The sequence below is a fragment of the Catenulispora yoronensis genome (assembly GCF_039531695.1).
Classification (GTDB): Bacteria; Actinomycetota; Actinomycetes; order Streptomycetales; family Catenulisporaceae; genus Catenulispora; species Catenulispora yoronensis.
Window position 1 is genome coordinate 128,114 of record NZ_BAAAQN010000001.1, and the last position, 17,243, is coordinate 145,356.

At 67.2% G+C, this 17,243-nt stretch carries 15 protein-coding genes; 6 read left to right on the forward strand and 9 right to left on the reverse strand.

The genetic code is table 11. From position 1 onward, the window contains the following. Positions 1 to 60: 60 nt before the first annotated feature. The 3 genes from ABD481_RS00490 to ABD481_RS00500 form a co-directional block, all read right to left on the reverse strand. Positions 61 to 1,122 (reverse strand): nucleotidyl transferase family protein, encoded by a 1,062-nt coding sequence (locus tag ABD481_RS00490; RefSeq protein ID WP_344663432.1) that lies wholly within the window; start codon positions 1,120 to 1,122, stop codon positions 61 to 63. Continuing rightward, positions 1,119 to 2,270 (reverse strand): hypothetical protein, encoded by a 1,152-nt coding sequence (locus tag ABD481_RS00495; RefSeq protein WP_344663433.1) that lies wholly within the window; start codon positions 2,268 to 2,270, stop codon positions 1,119 to 1,121. Before ABD481_RS00495 ends, ABD481_RS00490 begins: the two co-directional genes overlap by 4 nt. 94 nt (positions 2,271 to 2,364) lie before the next feature. Then, complete coding sequence (locus ABD481_RS00500) at positions 2,365 to 3,504, reverse strand: hypothetical protein (protein WP_344663434.1); 1,140 nt, start codon at positions 3,502 to 3,504, stop codon at positions 2,365 to 2,367. 719 nt (positions 3,505 to 4,223) lie between these two features. Between ABD481_RS00500 and ABD481_RS00505 the strand changes: the two genes are divergently transcribed. Genes ABD481_RS00505 through ABD481_RS00515 form a run of 3 tightly spaced genes read left to right on the forward strand, consistent with a single transcriptional unit; the run spans position 4,224 to position 8,694 of the window. Beyond that, complete coding sequence (locus ABD481_RS00505; protein ID WP_344663435.1) at positions 4,224 to 5,783, forward strand: glycosyltransferase family 2 protein; 1,560 nt, start codon at positions 4,224 to 4,226, stop codon at positions 5,781 to 5,783. Continuing rightward, complete coding sequence (locus tag ABD481_RS00510; protein WP_344663436.1) at positions 5,780 to 7,030, forward strand: glycoside hydrolase family 113; 1,251 nt, start codon at positions 5,780 to 5,782, stop codon at positions 7,028 to 7,030. Before ABD481_RS00505 ends, ABD481_RS00510 begins: the two co-directional genes overlap by 4 nt. Next, positions 7,027 to 8,694 (forward strand): ArnT family glycosyltransferase, encoded by a 1,668-nt coding sequence (locus tag ABD481_RS00515; RefSeq protein WP_344663437.1) that lies wholly within the window; start codon positions 7,027 to 7,029, stop codon positions 8,692 to 8,694. Before ABD481_RS00510 ends, ABD481_RS00515 begins: the two co-directional genes overlap by 4 nt. Before the next feature lie 18 nt (positions 8,695 to 8,712). On the opposite strand, the gene ABD481_RS00520 is transcribed toward ABD481_RS00515, so the two are convergent. Beyond that, on the reverse strand, positions 8,713 to 9,144 hold the full coding sequence (locus ABD481_RS00520) for a hypothetical protein (RefSeq protein WP_344663438.1): 432 nt from the start codon (positions 9,142 to 9,144) through the stop codon (positions 8,713 to 8,715). 266 nt (positions 9,145 to 9,410) lie between these two features. Between ABD481_RS00520 and ABD481_RS00525 the strand changes: the two genes are divergently transcribed. Then, positions 9,411 to 10,445: an endonuclease/exonuclease/phosphatase family protein gene (locus tag ABD481_RS00525; RefSeq protein WP_344663439.1), complete on the forward strand. Its 1,035-nt coding sequence runs from the start codon at positions 9,411 to 9,413 to the stop codon at positions 10,443 to 10,445. 42 nt (positions 10,446 to 10,487) lie between these two features. Here the strand turns inward: ABD481_RS00525 and rpsB are convergent, their stop codons facing one another. The 3 genes from rpsB to ABD481_RS00540 form a co-directional block, all read right to left on the reverse strand. Beyond that, on the reverse strand, positions 10,488 to 11,342 hold the full coding sequence (rpsB, locus tag ABD481_RS00530) for a 30S ribosomal protein S2 (RefSeq protein ID WP_344663617.1): 855 nt from the start codon (positions 11,340 to 11,342) through the stop codon (positions 10,488 to 10,490). Positions 11,343 to 11,521: 179 nt separating this feature from the next. Further along, positions 11,522 to 12,019 (reverse strand): RNA polymerase sigma factor, encoded by a 498-nt coding sequence (locus ABD481_RS00535; RefSeq protein ID WP_344663440.1) that lies wholly within the window; start codon positions 12,017 to 12,019, stop codon positions 11,522 to 11,524. 69 nt (positions 12,020 to 12,088) lie between these two features. After that, positions 12,089 to 12,301 carry a hypothetical protein gene (locus tag ABD481_RS00540; protein WP_344663441.1) on the reverse strand — a complete coding sequence of 71 codons (213 nt, stop codon included), beginning with the start codon at positions 12,299 to 12,301 and terminating at the stop codon, positions 12,089 to 12,091. 264 nt (positions 12,302 to 12,565) lie between these two features. On the opposite strand from ABD481_RS00540, the gene ABD481_RS00545 reads away from it, so the two are divergent. Beyond that, complete coding sequence (locus ABD481_RS00545; protein WP_344663442.1) at positions 12,566 to 13,120, forward strand: hypothetical protein; 555 nt, start codon at positions 12,566 to 12,568, stop codon at positions 13,118 to 13,120. 14 nt (positions 13,121 to 13,134) lie between these two features. Continuing rightward, complete coding sequence (locus ABD481_RS00550) at positions 13,135 to 14,235, forward strand: peptidase (protein ID WP_344663443.1); 1,101 nt, start codon at positions 13,135 to 13,137, stop codon at positions 14,233 to 14,235. A 53-nt stretch (positions 14,236 to 14,288) separates the two neighbouring features. Here ABD481_RS00550 and ABD481_RS00555 read toward each other — a convergent pair whose 3' ends face one another. Continuing rightward, on the reverse strand, positions 14,289 to 15,698 hold the full coding sequence (locus tag ABD481_RS00555; RefSeq protein ID WP_344663444.1) for a ricin-type beta-trefoil lectin domain protein: 1,410 nt from the start codon (positions 15,696 to 15,698) through the stop codon (positions 14,289 to 14,291). An 82-nt stretch (positions 15,699 to 15,780) separates the two neighbouring features. Further along, positions 15,781 to 17,178 carry a beta-1,3-glucanase family protein gene (locus ABD481_RS00560; RefSeq protein WP_344663445.1) on the reverse strand — a complete coding sequence of 466 codons (1,398 nt, stop codon included), beginning with the start codon at positions 17,176 to 17,178 and terminating at the stop codon, positions 15,781 to 15,783. Between the last annotated feature and the right edge of the window lie 65 nt (positions 17,179 to 17,243).

The following is a 17,243-nucleotide window of genomic DNA, read 5'->3' on the forward strand; positions in this document are numbered from 1 at the left end:
CTCGAGCGAACCGTCCAGCTGCCGTCACCAGCTCACGTAACCCCAGCAGCTAAAGATCTGCTAGTTATACCCCCACCATCCGTTTCCCCGGATCAGCGCGGCGGCCCCCGGCATGACCAGCTCGTCCAGTGGTGCCGGCGGCATGGTGCCGAACCGTACGTCGGTGGCGCACATCCGGCTCATGGGGGTCTCCGAGCCGAAGATCACGTCGTTCGCGGCGCCCTCGGGAGGCGCGAACGCCTCCACCCCCTCACGCTGGATCGGGCGAGGGCTGGCGTACACGCTGTGCAGGGTGAGGTGGTGGGCGATGGAGTACGTCGACCAGGCAAGCCGGTCGGCGGTGCCTTCAACGAGGACTGCGACATCGCGTGCCAACTGCTCGGTGCCGCAGACGGCGTAGTGAGCGAACGGGCCGGGCGTGACGCGCTCCAGCCAGAACTTGAGCTTGCGTGTCACGTACCAGGTACCGGTCCAGTACACGGACGATGGGTCTTTTCGCGAATACATGCGCGAGGACTCGCCGTACCAGTCTTGGGCAGCTTCGAGGAGGCGGATGCGGGTGTCGCCGAAGTCTGCGATCGAGCGTCTGGCGATCTGCATGCGGAGCGGCCAGTCGAGGTGCTGCTGGCGGGCTGCCCAAGGCTCCAATGGGGAACTGTGGAAGCCCCGGATGTAGGTGAAGGGCCACACCATGAAGTAGACGGCGTCCAAGTCGAGGTCCTGGACAGCGGCCTGCGCCATGGCGAGGTGCCCGCGCGTCATGGGGCACAGGGTGGCGACGACGTATCCGACACGTGATCCCGGCGCGGATGCGGTCAGTTCGCTAGGTGGTCCTTCGCGCAGCCAGCGGACTTCGACCTTCTTGAGATGGCGCGCATTGTCGCTCTCCGCCGCGCGGCTCTGCTGGTGGAAGCGTTGGAGCATCTCCTCGGCGCGCGACGGACCTACCGCCGGTGTCGAGCATGGCGTCACCGAATCCCAGGACACGCGGCGGAAGGTGGGTCGTGCTTCGGGGTCCTGGGCGAGGAGCGTCACTTCTCCATCGGCGCGCGTGCGCCAGATCTGCCACCGGCGGTCGGCGTAGTCGACGGACGCACCAAAGGCGGTGGCGGACGGCATCACCACTGCAGCATCTCGCGCTCTCGTTCCAGCGACATACCGGACTCCATGGCGCTGAGGATGGTTTCGATCTTCGGCGGTCGTCGTCCGCCAAGGCTTTGACGCGCCGCCAAGACGTAGGCGAAGGGGCTCTCGCGAAGCAGCTGCCGACGGTTCTTCTCGTGCTTGATCGCCACTGCGGACAGAGTCAGTCCTTCCATCGCGGCGACTGCCAAGGGCTGAGTCGTCGATTGCAGAAAATGCGGCATCTGGACGAGCCAGGACGGCATCGAGGTCAGCATCGCTCCGGACAGCGCCAGCTGCGTCGATTCGATCCTCTGTAGTCTCAGAGCCTTGTCGAGCTCCACGACCGAGGGTCGGACATCGTGGAGGAAGGCCTCCCGCGCGGCGGCCTCCATCTCCTCGCGGCCGGCGATGCCGCTCGCCGCGATATCCGCGCTGAGCTTGGCGACCGCCGATCGGAACCTCTCCAGCTCCGCCAGGTGCTTCTCGCGGAACGCGACGACCTTGGCCACCGGCGTGTCCGGACGGATCCCGGCCACCTGGATGGATATCCGCGCCACGTAGTCGCGGGGATCCGGGCTGCTCTCCACGGGTTTGGGAGTGCGGAACAGGCGTCGCTTCCGTGGCGGGGCCGCCTCTTCCCGGATCCGGACGGCAAGGTCCTCGGCCAGATCGGCGATGTCGTTGTTGTCCGTCACCAGCGGGAGGTTCGAGGCCCGCGCCAGGTGGGTCGCGAGCAGCGACATGTGCACCTCGAAGACGTGCTTGTCGATGTGATAGCACCAGTAGTCTTTGGCGTCCCGTATCGCGATCTTCTTGGCCAGCAGGTAGGGCCACAGACCGCGATCGATCTTGTCGGCGTCCACCCACTCGTGGATCTGCGCGTCGGCATGCCTCAGCGGTCCTATCGGAACGCGTTCCGGTATCAGGGCTCCGGAGTCGAGCAGGTGCAGGGTTTGCAGACTCGCCTTCCTGACCGCGGCTCTCCTCTCGTTTCTGTCGATGGCGAGCGGAGCAAGCCACTGGCGCTCCACCAGTGGTTCGAGAGCCGGCGACCCGTGCGCGATGTCACGCTCGGGGACAATGGTGAGAATCCGTTCCCAATACAGGATCGAATTCAGCAGCCACGAATGGACTTGCACATCCATGAACGGATAGTAGAGCGCCGTGCTTGATCTGCTCTCCGTGCTCAAGACTCCCCCAAAACCATCTCAGCTGTCGTAACGGTCGCTCGCAAATGAATCAGTGTGCGACGACGGGGGGTCGCGGCTGGTAGAACCCATACTGCTCCGCCATGTTGACTGCCATATGGGATAGGGCACTCCAGCAGTCGTGATCGCCGGAGTTCTTGGTGGCGTAGTCGACGAGGGTCCTGAGCACGTCGACGAGGATCTCTTCCGAGACAGTGGCTGGGAAGACACCGGCCACCGTGTTCACTGCCTGAGCTCCAAGGAACGCGTCTCCGATACAGAACGCGTGCAACATGTCCACGCCCTGAGTTTCAAGGGTCTGATAGGCCGCGATGCCCTGCTGGAGCCCCTTGGCGATCGGGATGAATCCCTCGTTGAACCGGGGCTGATGGTTGATCAGCCCGAATCCCAGCTCGGCCAGGCTTTCCAGGGCCTCCCCCAACGCCTGGTTCGCCGCCGCCGCGGCGGCGAGCGGGACTCCGTACGCCGTGGTGACCGCCGCTTCCTGGTCGGCGAGCGTGCCGGTGGACGAGCGCCTGAGGGCGTCGTCGGCGTCGTGGGCGAGCCTCGGCAGATCCCTCAGTGCGTTCGACGCCGCCAGCTGCGTCGCCCAGACGCCGACCGGGATCACCGCGAGGATGTCGATTTTCTGAGCGTCCACCAATGCCCTGATCCGCTGAAGGCGAGCGAGGCGGGCCGGTAGCTCGGTGCTCAGTGCGGCGTTCTGCGCGTCGAGAGTGGCACGGAACGCCTCGGCCGGCGCGGCGCGTGCGGCGAACTCCCGGATGGCGGCGCCGATACTCTCCATCGACGCGGCGGCCGCGTGCTCGGCGTCGGTAGCCGCGACCGCTGTGGCTGCCAGCCGGTTCGCGGTCGCGACAGTGCCGAGGTCCTGATCGGTGGGCCGGGGCGTCAACGCCTGAAGCGCGGCGTACGCCTGGTCGGTGATCAGCCGGACGGTGCCGCTCACCACGGTCTGGAACTCGGCACGCCGCTGGTTCACGAATTGCAGGAGCAAATCCGTCCACAAGCTCAGGCGCGGCCCGGCCGGGACACCGGTCAACAGCGTCGGCGCGGCGTGCGCACCGAACTGGGCTTCGAAGTCCCGCCCCACGCTGTCGTTCCAGGTCTGCGCGCCGCGCTGAGCAAGCTGCTGCAACTGCGCGTCTGTTGCCGGTATCGGGCCGGACATGAACCATCCCCTCCCGGTGTCCTCCCCAGCGGAGTCCCCCAGGGCGAGTGTCGCAGTGCACTGGCGGACCGGGAAAGAGGGCTTGTTCCGGGGGTCGGCGGGCCGCGGTACCGGGTGGCGGGATTTCGCGATTCCATCATCTGGCAGTCGACGACATGGCCCTCGCCGCCGAAGCCGTGAAGATTCGGTAATAACGTTCAGCTACCGAGCGATTACCAAGTCGCCTCAGGAGGCGACTCGGCGGAGCGCCGACTTTGCTGGTGGGGGCGGTAGCGAGCTTGGATCAGACGGTGCCGCTTCCCTGACAGCGCGTGAAGTGCTACCGAACGTGATGCCTTGATCTCTTTACGCATGCGAGATTTTTACCCGTCTGTCCAGATCAGCGGCATTCACGCTCAATATCAACCACTTGCTTGCTAAGCGTGCACCTAGATGATGAGACGGTGTCGTTTGTCAGTAAGAAACTCTGATAACTTCTTGATCCAATAGCGGGGCAACGGAGCCCCGAGTGTTCTCCTCTGCGCATCCACCTTCTGTCATGGGTCGGTGCTCAACCGTTTCCCGACCTTGACCGGCTCGCAGTCGATCGCTGACGCATACCCCGGGACTGGTCGACCCCGGCTCTCAAGGTGGAATCCATGGCGTTAGGCGGTCGCATAAGCAGTCGTCGCAGTCGTGACGCCAGGACGGCGGAGCGTCTGTTCAGTGATGGTCAGACCGTGCTGGTCCTGGTGCTGATGGGGCTCGTGCTCATCGGGGCGGTGCTGGATCCGATGCTCACGCTCGGTGTGGTGATCGGTGTCTGCATCGCCTTCTACGCGGCCTTCGCCCTGCTGAAGCTGGTGGTCACCGTCGCCGGCCGGGGGCACCAGCCGTTGGAGCGGATCCCGCTGACGTCGCGGGACCGGTTGCCGCGCTACGGGATCCTGCTGCCGGTGTATCACGAGGCCAACATGCTGCCGCAGCTGGTGGGGCGCGTGGGCCAGCTGGACTATCCGACGGAGCTGCTGCGGGCGTACCTGCTCATCGAGGCCGATGACGAGGAGACGCTGGCGGCGGCGCGAGGGTTGGGGCTGCGGTTCCACGGGGACGGCGGCGGCGACGCAGATACCGACACCGACGCGTCGCGGATCGTCGGGCGTTACGACCACTTCCGAGTGGTGGTGATCCCGCCGGGCGGCCCGAAGACGAAGCCCAACGCGATGAACGCGGCGATGCCGCTGCTGGTGGCCGAGGGCTGCAAGTACCTCACCATCTACGACGCCGAGGACCGTCCGGAGCCCGACCAGCTGCTGAAGGCCGTGGGGACGTTCCGTGCGGCGCCGCGCGACATCGCGTGCGTGCAGTCGGAGCTGGAGTTCTGGAACGACGACACCAACTGGATCACCGCTCTGTACTGGATCGGTTACAAAGTGCACTTCCGGCGGTTCCTGCCGGGGCTGGCGCGGCTGGGGCTGCCGGTGCCGCTGGGCGGCACGTCGAACCATTTCCGGGTCAGCGCGCTGCTGGACGCGGCCTTGCCGAACGGCGACGTGTGGGACCCGCACAACCTGACCGAGGACGCGGACCTGGCCGCGCGTCTGGTGTCCGCCGGGTATCGGATCGAGCTGCTGTCGTCGGTGACGCTCGAAGAGGCGCCGGTCAGCATCCGGGTGGTGGACAAGCAGCAGCGGCGGTGGAAGGGCGGGTATCTCCAGACCGGGCTCGTGCACACTCGGCATCCGCTGCGGACGGCTCGGCGTATGGGGCCGATGCGGTGGCTGTGCTTCATCCTGATGATGATCGGCACGCCGGTCACGTATCTGCTGAACCCGGTGTTCCTCGGCTTGAGCGTCGCCTACGTCGTGACCGGTTCGCAGTACATCGACCGGCTGTTCCCGGCTGCCGTGTACTACCCGGCGACCATGCTTCTGGTGATCGGCAACTTCGGGATCCTGTACGAGCTGGTACGGACGTGCCTGGAGGAGGCCGAGCGCACTCGCGGGCGGTTCGGGCTGATCCGGTACATGTTCTTCGCGCAGGTGATGTGGCTGTGGATGAGCCGCTCCACATACATCGCGGTGTTCGAGTTCATCACCGGTCGGCGCGGGTGGCACAAGACGCCGCACGGGCACGAGGTGCCCGATGACGATGACATCTTCCTGCACCTGCCTGCTCAACAGTCGGCTCATCAGGCGCCTCATCAGCCGTCTTATCAGCCTGCTTACGCAGCGGAGACACCGGTCTCGACAGCCGCATCGGCGGAGTTCTCGGTGTCCGCGAAGGGCGGCCTCGGATGAGTAAGCGAATAGCGGCGACACTGCTGTTGTCGGCACTCGGGCTATCGGCGTGCTCCCAGCTCGCACCGTCCATCCCGTCCGGCGGCCCGAAGCCTGAGGCCGCCGGCACGACCGCGCCGGATGTCGCCGGACCGAGCGGCGGTGCCACGTCGAGCGAATCGTCGTCGCCTTCCGCGCCGCCCTCCTCGCCGGCCTCCTCGCCGGCCTCCTCGCAGCCCTCCTCGCCGGCGGGCTCGACCGAGCCGGCACCGGCCGCCGAGCCGCCGACACAGATATCGGCCGCCGCCAAGGCCGCGAAGGCGCAGCTCGGCGTCCACGTCTACTGGCACGACCTCGACGACGCCGCGACCGCGCGCGCCAACGCCGACCGGCTGTTCGACTACGTCGTCGGCCTCGGCGCCAACAGCGTCGCGATCTCGTTCCCGATCTACGTCGACGGCGTCCGTCCGACCAAGGCCTACACGATACCGGGCAAGACGCCGAGCCCGGCGACGCTCGGCATCGTGCTCGCCGAGGCGTCGGCGCGCGGGTTGCGGACCACGGTCCGGCCGCTCGTGGACGAGGCCAACATCCTGGACTCCCAGGGTGACTGGCGCGGCTCAATCCGGCCGGTCGACGCCACCACGTTCTTCGCGTCGTACCAGGCCGTGCTGAATCCGTACCTGGACCAGGCCCAGGCTTCGAAAGCGGCGACGTTCGTCGTCGGCGCCGAACTGGACTCGCTGGTTCACGACACCGACTTGTGGAAGACGCTGACCACGGCCGCCGGCCAGCGGTTCAGCGGCCAGCTGGCCTATGCCGACAACTGGACCGAGTGGGCCGACGGCCTCGCGGCGATTCCGAACGCCGTCACCGGGATCGACGCCTATCCGGAGCTGAAGGTGTCGAACGACGCCACAGTCGCGCAGCTGACTTCGGCGTGGACGGCGTGGCTCAAGCACCGTCCGGCCTCGACGCTGAGCAAGACGGTGATGCAGGAGGTCGGCATCGTCGCGACCGACGGCGCGTACTCGCAGCCGGTGAAGTGGGAGGTGGCGGGGCAGGCCGTGAACCCGAGGATCCAGATCGACTGGTTCACCGCCGCGTGCGGTGCGGCCCGGTCCCTGAACATGGACGGCCTCTACTTCTGGAATCTCGACGCCTACACGGATCCGTCGCACGCCGACCCGAACGGTCCCGGATCGTTCGTCCAGCGCGGCGACGAGGCCATCAAGTCCTGCTTCGCGAGCGGTTGGGAGGGGCAGTGAGCGACACGATCCCCGTCATTCCGGCACCGCGCCGGGAGTTGTCCGAGACGCAGGAGATCCTGCTGCCGCGCCGCTCGGCGAGCCGGGTCGACAAGCCCGAGGCCACGCCGCGTGATCTGGTGGTGTGGGTGGTGGCCGGGGTGGCGACGGTGCTGGCCGTCGTGGCGACGGTCCACTTCGCGCTGAACCGCGAGACCCTCGGCTTCCACGACGCCTACTCGCACTTGGAGATCAGCCGCCGGGTGCTGGCGAGCCGGACCACCGGTATCGCGCAGCTCGGCACCATCTGGCTCCCGCTGCCGCACATATTGCAGGCGTTGTTCGCGTGGAACTCCACGCTGTACGTCACCGGCCTGGCCGGGTCGATCGTGTCGGGGCTGTCCTACGTCGCGGCCACGGTTCTGATCTACCGCATTGTCGTCGAACTCTGCGATGGTCGGCGCTCGGCGGGCGTGATCGCGGCCGCTGTGTTCGGGACCAACGTCAATATCCTCTTCTTGCAGACCACCGCGATGGACGAGTTGCCGTTCTACGCGTTCACACTGGCGGCGGTCTACGAACTCATCAAGTGGGCGGGCAGCCGCAGGGCCACGCATCTGCTCAACGCGGCGGTGGCCAACTCGCTCGCCATGCTGTGCCGGTACGAGGCCTGGGTGCTGTCGGCGGTCCTGGCGGTCTGCGTCGTGATCATCGCGCGGCAGCAGGGGCACACGTGGCGCGACGTCAGGGGGCTGGCCGGGGTCTGGGTCGCTTTCGGTGCGGCGGTGTCCGCGACGTTGTGGTTCGTCTACAACTGGATGGTCACCGGCAACCCGTTGAACTTCTACAACGGGCCGGATTCCAGCAAGGCGCAGATGGCGCGGCGTCAGGGCGACATCGAGGTGGGCAGCTGGCCCAAGAGCTTGCAGGCCTATGCCCAGACCATGATCTCGACGATGGGTCTGCTGGTTCTGGTGCTGGCTGTCGTCGGACTGGTGGTGTTCTTGTATCGAGAGCGCCTGGCTGCCCGCGCGCTGCCGGTCCTGGCGATGCTTACGCTGCTGCCGTTCTACGTGTACTCGTTGGAATCCGGGCAGATGCCGATCGGTATACCGCCGGTCAACGGCGACCTGTTGAACGTCCGTTACGGCCTGATCGGCTTGATCCCGGCCGCGATTCTGATCGGCTACTTGGCGGATCAGGCTCGGGTCGGGGTTACGGCGCGCGTGTCCCGGCGGCTCAGCGACGGCGCCACCGTCGCGGTCTCGGCCGCCGTGGTCGCCGCCCTGCTCGGGATGTCGGCGTATGTCCACTCGAACCACCAGGTGGTGCTGCTCCGCGAGTCGTTGAACGAGGAGGGCAGCCAGCAGTTCCAGATCGAGGCTGAGAACTACCTTCAGCATCAGACCACTGGTCCGATCATGGTGAACCTGGTCGGTAACGAGCGGGTCGCTTATCGGGTCCTGGACCGGGTGATCTACGAGGGGACCAAGTCCGGTTCGCAGAACGTGTGGAAGAAGGCGCTGGCGGATCCGAACGTCGTCGGGGCGCAGGTGCTGGTGATGCGGAACTCCCCGACGCGTGGCGTGGACCAGGTGTTCTACTTCTTGGAGTCGTGGCCGGGGCTGTCGGCGTACCACGTGGGGTTCACGAATCCGGAGTACACGATCTATGTGAGGAACTGATTCTGTAAGGAGCTGGCGTTACCGGGAGTCGTGGCAGTAGGCGGCCACGTTCATGGGGCCGCCTGAGTAGAAGCCCGTCACGAAGAACGCCGGGGCGGTGCCGTCGTTGGCTTCGGTGTTCGGCGACACTTGGACCTCGATCCGTGTTCCGTCGGCGAGGGCGCCGTCGAAGCACAGCCACAACGAGCCGATGGCCATGCCTTCACGCCAGCCGACCTCGGCCGCGTGCCGACGGTAAGCGGCCACGACGTCGGGGGCGGAGGACGGGCCGTTGAAGGCCGCGACGACTTGGGGGTTGGGATCGTCGCCGTCGCAGAAGGTGGGGCTGTGCGACACCGTGGGCGAGACCACAGTCGCGGAGATGACGTTGTAGAGGTCGGCGGCAGTCTGCTTCTGCGCCGGCGGACAGTCCCGCCGCCCGAACTCGTTGATCAGCACGAATCCGATCACGGGAAACACGGTGGCCAGCCCGATCACTCCGGCGAGTATCCCGCCGATCCCGACCCTGCGATGTCTCCTGAAGTGCGGCGGCGGCCCCCATGTCATGAGATCGAGTGTGGGGCGCGCGTGGCACGGGTTGGGAACGCTATGGGGTCGAAGGACTCACGATCGGCATGGGTGCTCGATGTGCACAGCCGGCGGCCGACGACCAGTTCGTCGGACTCGCTGTCCGGGGCTTGATCATGTGCCGTGCAGGCCCGCTAGGTTGTCTTCTCATGGAAACGCTCGGCCCGGTGGGCGCCGCTCCAGGCCGGAGACCTGCCATCGTTCGGATACGTCGCTGGGCCTACCTTGCGATGCTCGCGGTGGCGCCTGTGTGGGCTGTGGTGCGGGTCGCGGGGCTGGAGACGAATGTGCTCGCCTACACGCCGGCGACGCAGGTGTTGGCGTTCACGCCGTACGTTGCGCTCCTGTCGCTTGTCCCGCTGGTTGTCGCTGGGGTGCGTAGGGAATGGCTGGCGGCTGGGCTCGGGGTTATCGCTTCTGTCGCGCTCACTGTGTGTGTCCTCCCGCGGGCTTTTGGTGGTTCTGCGGCGGCGGCGCGGCCTGGCGGGCCCGAGTTGAGCGTCATGACCGCGAATCTCAGTCTTGGTGATGCGGATGTGAATGCGGTGGTCGCGCTGGTGCGTACTCGGCATCCGGATGTTTTGTTGGTGCAGGAGCTCACTGCGGAGGCTGAGGCGGGGTTCGATCGGGCCGGCATTGCTGACTTGTTGCCCTACCGGGTGAGTCATCCCTCGGCGTTGGCCGCTGGATCGGCCATGTTCTCGCGGCTGCCGCTCCAGGAGCCTGGCTATCGCAAGAACTGGGGTGGCTTCTACCAGGTCCACGCGACGGTAAATAAGGCCGGCGGCATGCCGGTGCTCCTGGAGTCGGCCCACACCTGCTCGCCGTTCAGCCTTGGCCAACTCCACTGCTGGCGCACCGATCTGGCGCGCGAGCCGTACGCCGCCGACACGCCGCCGGGGACACTGCGCGTCCTCGCCGGCGACTTCAATGCGACGCTCGATCATGCTCCGCTGCGGAGTCTGATCGGCCATGGTTACCGCGACGCGGCCAATGCCGTGGGCGAGGGCTTCACCGGGACCTGGGGTCCGTATGGACGACATCCGTTCATCCCACCGGTGGCCCTGGACCATGTGCTGGCGGCCGCTCCCATCGGCATCGAATCAGTGCACGTCTACGACGTGCCGCGGACCGACCACCGCGCGGTGTTGGCGACGCTGGTAATACCGCCGCCGTCGCGGTAGAGCCCTGTCTTGCTGGCAGCCCGTAGCGCATCAGCACCGTGGTCAACCGGCCAGTCTGCCGTCATTCGGCTTCTCGCCGGTCATCGGCGCTTGGGTCAGCTTGGCGACCTTGGCGGCCTCGCCGGTCTCGCCGGTCTCGGCATCGTCCGCGGCTATCAGATCGCGTTCCCAGTCGGCCAGCGGCGGGTCGTGGACCAGCGCGTTCGCGGCGGTACCCAGCCCGGTCCGGGCCATCAGGCCCTCGGCGACGGCGTCGGCGACCACTCGCGTCAGCAGGGCGACGGAACTCATCGCGTCGTCGTTGCCGGGGATCTCGTAGTCGACCTCGTCCGGGTCGCCGTTGGTGTTCAGGATCGCCACCACTGGAATGCGCAGCTTGCGCGCCTCACCGACTGCGATGTGCTCCTTCTTGGTGTCGACGATCCACACCGCCGACGGTAGGCGGGACATGTCGCGGATGCCGTCCAGGGTGCGCTCCAGCTTCTCCTTCTCGCGGCTCAAGGACAGCGCTTCCTCCTTGGTCAGGCCGGAGGACGCGGGGTCGTCGAAGTCCATCAACTCCAGCTCGCGCAGGCGCTGGATACGCTTGTAAACGGTGCTGAAGTTGGTCAGCATGCCGCCCAGCCAGCGGTGGTTCACGTAGGGCATGCCCACGCGCGTCGCCTGCTCGGAGATGGCCTCCTGAGCCTGCTTCTTGGTGCCGATGAACATCACCGTGCCGCCGTGCGCGACGGTCTGCTTGACGAACTCATAAGCGCGGTCGATGTAGGACAACGACTGCACCAAGTCGATGATGTAGACGCCGTTGCGCTCGGTGTGGATGAACCGTTTCATCTTCGGGTTCCAGCGCCGAGTCTGGTGCCCGAAGTGCACGCCGCTGTCCAGAAGTTGGCGCATGGTGACGACGACCGTTTCTCTGGGTGGCGCCGTCTCCGCAGCGGACGCGGCGCCGGTGACGCGGGCCAGGCGGGCCTCGATGTCGAGGGCCGGGGCGAGGGCTTCGGCGAGCCCCTCACCGGCCGATCGGAGCCGGGTCAGCGTCTCGATCTCGTCGTCGGGTTCGGATCCTGCGATGTTCACACCGCCCCTCCCGTTCCGCCGTCGTTCGGGCCGAGCGCCTTGCGGATGTGCCTCAGATGCGAGCGGACAGTGGCTTCCAGCATGGACAGTTCGCTGGCGATCTCTTTGACTTTATACCCGTCGAAAGCCAGGGCCAGGACCTGTCGGCGAACCTCCGGCATCCCCGCGAGCCGCTCCACAACATCACGTTGTTCTTCGGAGAGCGCCGCGGCGAGTTCGGGAGAAAGCACCTCACGTCGCGACGTCTGATGCCCGTACGCTCCCTCCGCCTGGATCCGTCGGCGCTCACGCGCCGCAAGCCGACCGGCGACGCGGACCGCGACCGTGCGGACCCAGGCGGCGGGCGAGGAGATGGTCGCCCAGTTCTGGTACGCCTCCCTCATCGCTTCCTCGGCGGCGTCTTCGGCGAAATCGGCGTACCCCCTGGCTATCAGGTGGACGACCAGCCTGGGGTATTCGCTGCGGAAGAACGACGAGAACGCCTCCGCGTCCATCGACACCTGTCCTTCCCCGCTATCAGCTGTCTGTCATAAGCCAGGACGACATCGGCCTCGGCGCCGGCCTCACCGTCGCCGGGCCGACCGCACCAACAGCACGACGGCCACCACCGCGGCATCTGTCGTCGCGACAGCCGACTGCGTGGTGACGTACACGCTACTGATGGCACAAGCGGCGGCGCTGAGGAACGCGCGATCTGCCCGGGCCGCCTCGAAGAAGGATCCTTCAGCACGTCGCCGATCCCTTGCCGGGATGTTCTCGCCAGGTTCTTCGGTCATACCAATGAGTGCCCTGACGCTCTGGAAACGTGCAACCAGGCGACCGGTGGGCGGCAAGGATCTTTCGTCCGAACCCGCGGCTCCGGCCGCCGTTCATCCGCCTGGCGGTATCGCGGTCGTACTAATCACGGGAATGGCGTGTCCGGCGCGGTGATGGAGTCCGTGATCAATACGGTCGGGACCGAATCGATCCACCCTCGATCCATCGCTCTATCCACCCCTCGATTCCACCCCTCGATTCCACCCCTCGTGAAAGGAGCCGGCATGCGTCTTCGTGCGCCTCGCGCCGTCGTCGTGCCGTTGGTCACGGCCGCGGTTGTCTGCCTGTCCACCGTGTTTCCGGCCGACGCGGACACCACCGGCAACACGCCGCTGACGGTCCAGGTCACCAGTAACAGTGCGCTGAGCATCACCGTGCCGACCGGGAACGTCACGTTGGGCACCGTGGACAACACCGCCGCGCGGAGAGTGTCCGCCACGCTCGCCGCCGTCACGGTCAACGACAACCGCAATGTCGCTTCGGGGTGGACGGCGTTCATGCACGCGAACGACTTCGGCGACGGTGCCGGGCACTTCATTCCCGCCTCCAGCCCGAACAGCAACTACGACACCGGCGGTGTCACCCCGACCGGCAACATCTCCGTGGTGGGCACGACGCCGCCCGGGCCGCCGCTCTACCCGGACACCGCGGTCGTCACCGCCACCGCCACCGTTGCCGGTATCAACAGCGCGACGTGGACCCCGACGATCGGTTTGAACGTTCCCGCCGGCCAGGCACCGGGGACGTACACCAGCACTCTCGTCCACACCGTGATCTAGGAACGGCCCGACTCTTGCGCACTCCCGCCCGCGCGGTAGCGGCGGCCGCGGTTCTGACCGTGGCCGCCCTCGGATCCGTTCCCGCTCACGGATCCGTTCCCGCCGCAGCCCTCGACGCCTCGTCCACCGCCATCGCCACGGACGGCTTCGGCCCCAGCCCCGGGCCGACGAGCACGGCCACCGCCCCGCAGCAACCCGCGGCCGACGGCGGCAGCTTCGGTGTGCGGCTGCTCGACGTCCCGGTCAGCGAGGCGGGCGATCCCCGGGCCGGCGCCTACATCATCGACCATCTGACCCCGGGCACCGTGGTGCACCGCCGGATCGAGATCTCGACGACCGCGCACCAGCCGCTCAAGGTCGCCGTCTATCCGGACGCCGCGGTCGTCGCCGGCGGCTCGTTCGTCCCGCAGCCGGAACACACTGTCAATGAGCTGACTACCTGGACGAGTCTGGACCAGGACGCCGTCGTGGTCCCCGCGAGAGGCGCGACGGACGCGACCGTGACCATCTCCGTGCCGAAGGACGCCGCGCCCGGAGAGCGGTACGGAGTCGTCCTGGCCGAGGTCGCCCAGGCCAACCCGGGCACCGTGTCCCAGGTCAACCGGGTCGGCATCCGGATGTACCTCTCGGTCGGCGGCAACAATCCGCCCGCCGCGGACTTCACCGTCGACACGCTCACGGCACACCGCGACGCGCAGGACCACGCTTTCGTCGAGGCGATGGTCCACAACACCGGCGGCCGGGCGGTCGACATGTCGGGCGCGCTCACGCTGGCCGCGACCAACGGATCGCTCACCGCGGGACCCTACAAGGTCACCCTGGGCACCACGCTCGCACCCGGGCAGTCCGAACCGGTCCGGGTCGTGATCACCGACCCGGTACCGGACGGACCTTGGAACGCGACGATCGAACTACGCAGCGGACTGCTCGACAAGACCTCGCGGGCCCTGATCACCTTCCCGCACACCACCGGGGTCTCGGCAGCGGCGACCGCGCACGCGGTGTCGTTGGGCGGCCACCTCGGTCTGATCACCGGCGGGCTGCTGACGGCCATGGCACTGGGCGCGATCGCTTTCGTCTTCCTGCGCCGGGACCGGCGCGGCAGCGGGATGTAGCAGGACTCTGCGGCGGAGGACAGCAGACCTCCGCCGCGCGGTCTAGCAGCCCTCTACGGTGTCGTCCATTTCTGATTGACGCCGCCGTTGCAGTCCCAGAGGTCGAGCTGGGTGCCGTCGGTGGTGGAGAAGCCCGGGTCGTCCAGGCAGCGGCCGGAGACCGGGTTGACCAGGGCGCCGCTGCGGGCGGTCCACTGCTGGTTGCCGCCGCCGTTGCAGTCCCACAGCTCGACCAGCGCGCCGTTGCCGGTCGCCGCCCCGGTGATGTCCAGGCACTTGCCGTTGATCTGAAGCGTCCCGTTCGATGCCACGGTCCACTGCTGCGCACCGGTGCCGTTGCACGAATAGAGGTCCGCCTTCGTGCCGTTCGCGCTGGACCCGGCGAAGTCGTCCAGGCACTTGCCGGCCATACCGGAGGTCACCGGACCGGTCCGGCCGCCGCCGGAGGTGCCGCCTCCGGTGAAGCGCTGGAAGGTGGTGGCGAAGTCGCCGGTGTTCTGGCTCAGTCCGCTACAGGTGCCCGAGGCGGAAGTCTGTCCGGGGCAGCCGCCGTTGTCGCGGTTCTGGTCCCAGTAGGACAAGAGCGCCACGCCTTTGGAGGCGGCGTAGGACTCCAGGTTCGAGGCGTCGCCAAGAGTGAAGATCTCGCCCGCGCTGTCGTTCTGGCCGATCATCGGGGTGACGCCGATCCGTCCGTACGCCGCGGCCGTGGAGATGCCGAAGACTCCGGCGACCTGGCCGGCGAGCGCGTCCACCGCCTGGTCGGCGGCGTTGCCCATCTGGGTGCCGGACGTGCCGTAGTCCATGGCCATGCCGTTGACGATGTCGGGCGTGAAGCCGTTGGCCACCGCGTTGCGCACGACGTTGAGCCCGTCGCCGGTGAGGCCGGAGGGCAGCACCGGCAGGGTGTAGGAGACCGACAGCGGGACGCCGCTGCTGTTGGCCCAGGAGCGCACCTGGGCCAGGGCCTGGCTGCGGCGGGTGATTCCGGCCGAGTTGGTCAGGGAGTTCGCCTCGATGTCGAAGTCCAGGTGCGTGACGCCGAAGGTGGTGACGACGGATTCGATCTGCGCCGCCGCGGCCTGGGGCGTGGAGCAGGCGTCGCCGATCTCGGTCAGGTTGAGGTCGGTGGTGTAGCCGCCGAAGGAGATCGAGACGTCTCCGCCTTGGGAGCGCAGCGCGGAGATCTGCGACTGCAAGGAGGACTGCTGGCCGATGTTCCAGTGGCAGCCTGCGCCGTCGACGAACGCGATGGTGAAGAACTTCGTGCCGTAGCTGCTCGCCACGCCGTTAAGGGTGATGTTGCTGCTCCAGGTGTCCGCATAGGGTGCGAACACGTGCGCGGGCCAATTGACCACGGTCACCGCCGACGCGGTATCCGCGCTCGCGGCCATCAGTCCGGTGCTGCCGATCGCTGCGGCTAGGGCTGTTAGTGCTGCCGTGGCGCTTTTGCGCAAGGGCATGGTCGACTCCTCGGTGTTCAGTGCTCTGTGTTCAGTGTTCAGTGCTCTGTGTTCAGTGCTCGGTGTGCGGATGACGGGCCGGCTACCAGCCGACGGCGACGACCAGGTACTGCGGGTTGTTCACGCTGATGTCCGAGGACTGACCGGCGTAGTCGTCGTAGGGGAAGCCGTACGCCAGGCCGTTGATGGAGTTCTGGTGCCAGAACTGGGCGTAGTAGTTGGCCGACGCGGCCTGGTAGAACAGGCCGGGCGTGGACTGCTGGCCGACCGGCAGCTGGGCGACGTGGCGGTTGATCGCGGCGCAGAACTGGGCGTTGGTGGCCAGAGTGCCGGCGCAACCGAAGATCTGCGCGGTGGTGTCCGAGGAGTCACCGACCGACGCGGCGTAGGCGCTGTAGTAGTTCGCATGCGAGCCGCCCGGCTGGAACGCCGCGTCGTTGCCGGGAGCCGGAATGCCGTAGGGCGCCTGGTCGGTCCCCAGGCCCTTGAACTCGGCGGGCACGGAGTTCACGAACCGCTGGAAGGTGGCGGAGCGGCTTTCCTGGAAGGTCGAGTAGTTCACGCCGACCTGTTGGTCGGAGCCGTCGTGGCCGTGCAGCAGCAGGGCGAGCTTCAGTCCGAACCGGTCGACCTGCGTGGTGTCGACGTTGATCGAGGAGGCGCCGACGGTGAACTCGATGAAGTCGTAGTACGGGCCGTTCGGGGAGCCCAGGTAGAAGTACATGCGCCCGGCGGAGTTGGCGGGCATGTCGATGTACGGCTGCTGGGCGATCGACGCCGTCTGGCCGTTGAAGCTCCAGTACACCTGGCTGTCGGGGTACTGGCCGTTGGTCTGGTTCTCGATCTTGAGTTCCAGGACGTGGGTGGCCGCGGGGATCGCGGCGGTGTTGCCCCAGAAGGACGCCGGCGGCTGGCCGCCGGTGCCGCCGCCTCCCCCGGAGCCGGTGGGCAGGTGCCAGATCTGGTTGGCTCCGGCGTTGCAGTCCCACAGGTCGAGCTGGGTGCCGGGGGTGGCGTTGAAGCCGGGGTCGTCCAGGCAGCGGCCGGAGACGGGGTTGAGGAGTTCGCCGTTGGGCTGGGCCTGCCAGACCTGGTTGCCGCCGCCGTTGCAGTCCCAGAGTTCGATCAGGGCGCCGTTGCCGGTGGCCGCGCCGGTGATGTCCAGGCACTTGCCGTTGATCTGCAAGGTGCCGTTGGCCGCCACCGTCCACTGCTGGGCGGGCGTCCCGTTGCAGGTGTAGACGTCGGCTTTGGTGCCGTTGGCGTTGGAGTTGCCGTAGTCGTCCAGACACAGGCCCTGATATCCGGTGATCGCGCCGGTGGCCGTGGCGTTCGGGGTGACCGTGGCACTCGGGGCGGCCTGCGCGGCGGCCTCCGTGGAGGTGGCGACCGCCAGACTCGTGGTGGCCAGCGCGACCGCGCCGACGAACGCGCCGGTCCGGTTCCGGGCATGGCGGAGCGGGGTGTCCTTGAATCTCATGAAGATTCCTTCGGGTCCGGTTCTTACACGTCTCAAGAATGAGCGACCTGTGCGATGGCCCCGGC

Bases quoted from the DNA above. Each gene is read 5' to 3' on its own strand.
- ABD481_RS00495 (WP_344663433.1), bottom strand. From the start codon at position 2,270: ATGGATGTGCAAGTCCATTCGTGGCTGCTGAATTCGATCCTGTATTGG.
- ABD481_RS00500 (WP_344663434.1), bottom strand. From the start codon at position 3,504: ATGTCCGGCCCGATACCGGCAACAGACGCGCAGTTGCAGCAGCTTGCT.
- ABD481_RS00510 (WP_344663436.1), top strand. From the start codon at position 5,780: ATGAGTAAGCGAATAGCGGCGACACTGCTGTTGTCGGCACTCGGGCTA.
- ABD481_RS00525 (WP_344663439.1), top strand. From the start codon at position 9,411: ATGGAAACGCTCGGCCCGGTGGGCGCCGCTCCAGGCCGGAGACCTGCC.
- rpsB (WP_344663617.1), bottom strand. From the start codon at position 11,342: ATGCGCCAACTTCTGGACAGCGGCGTGCACTTCGGGCACCAGACTCGG.
- ABD481_RS00535 (WP_344663440.1), bottom strand. From the start codon at position 12,019: ATGGACGCGGAGGCGTTCTCGTCGTTCTTCCGCAGCGAATACCCCAGG.
- ABD481_RS00540 (WP_344663441.1), bottom strand. From the start codon at position 12,301: ATGACCGAAGAACCTGGCGAGAACATCCCGGCAAGGGATCGGCGACGT.
- ABD481_RS00545 (WP_344663442.1), top strand. From the start codon at position 12,566: ATGCGTCTTCGTGCGCCTCGCGCCGTCGTCGTGCCGTTGGTCACGGCC.
- ABD481_RS00555 (WP_344663444.1), bottom strand. From the start codon at position 15,698: ATGCCCTTGCGCAAAAGCGCCACGGCAGCACTAACAGCCCTAGCCGCA.
- ABD481_RS00560 (WP_344663445.1), bottom strand. From the start codon at position 17,178: ATGAGATTCAAGGACACCCCGCTCCGCCATGCCCGGAACCGGACCGGC.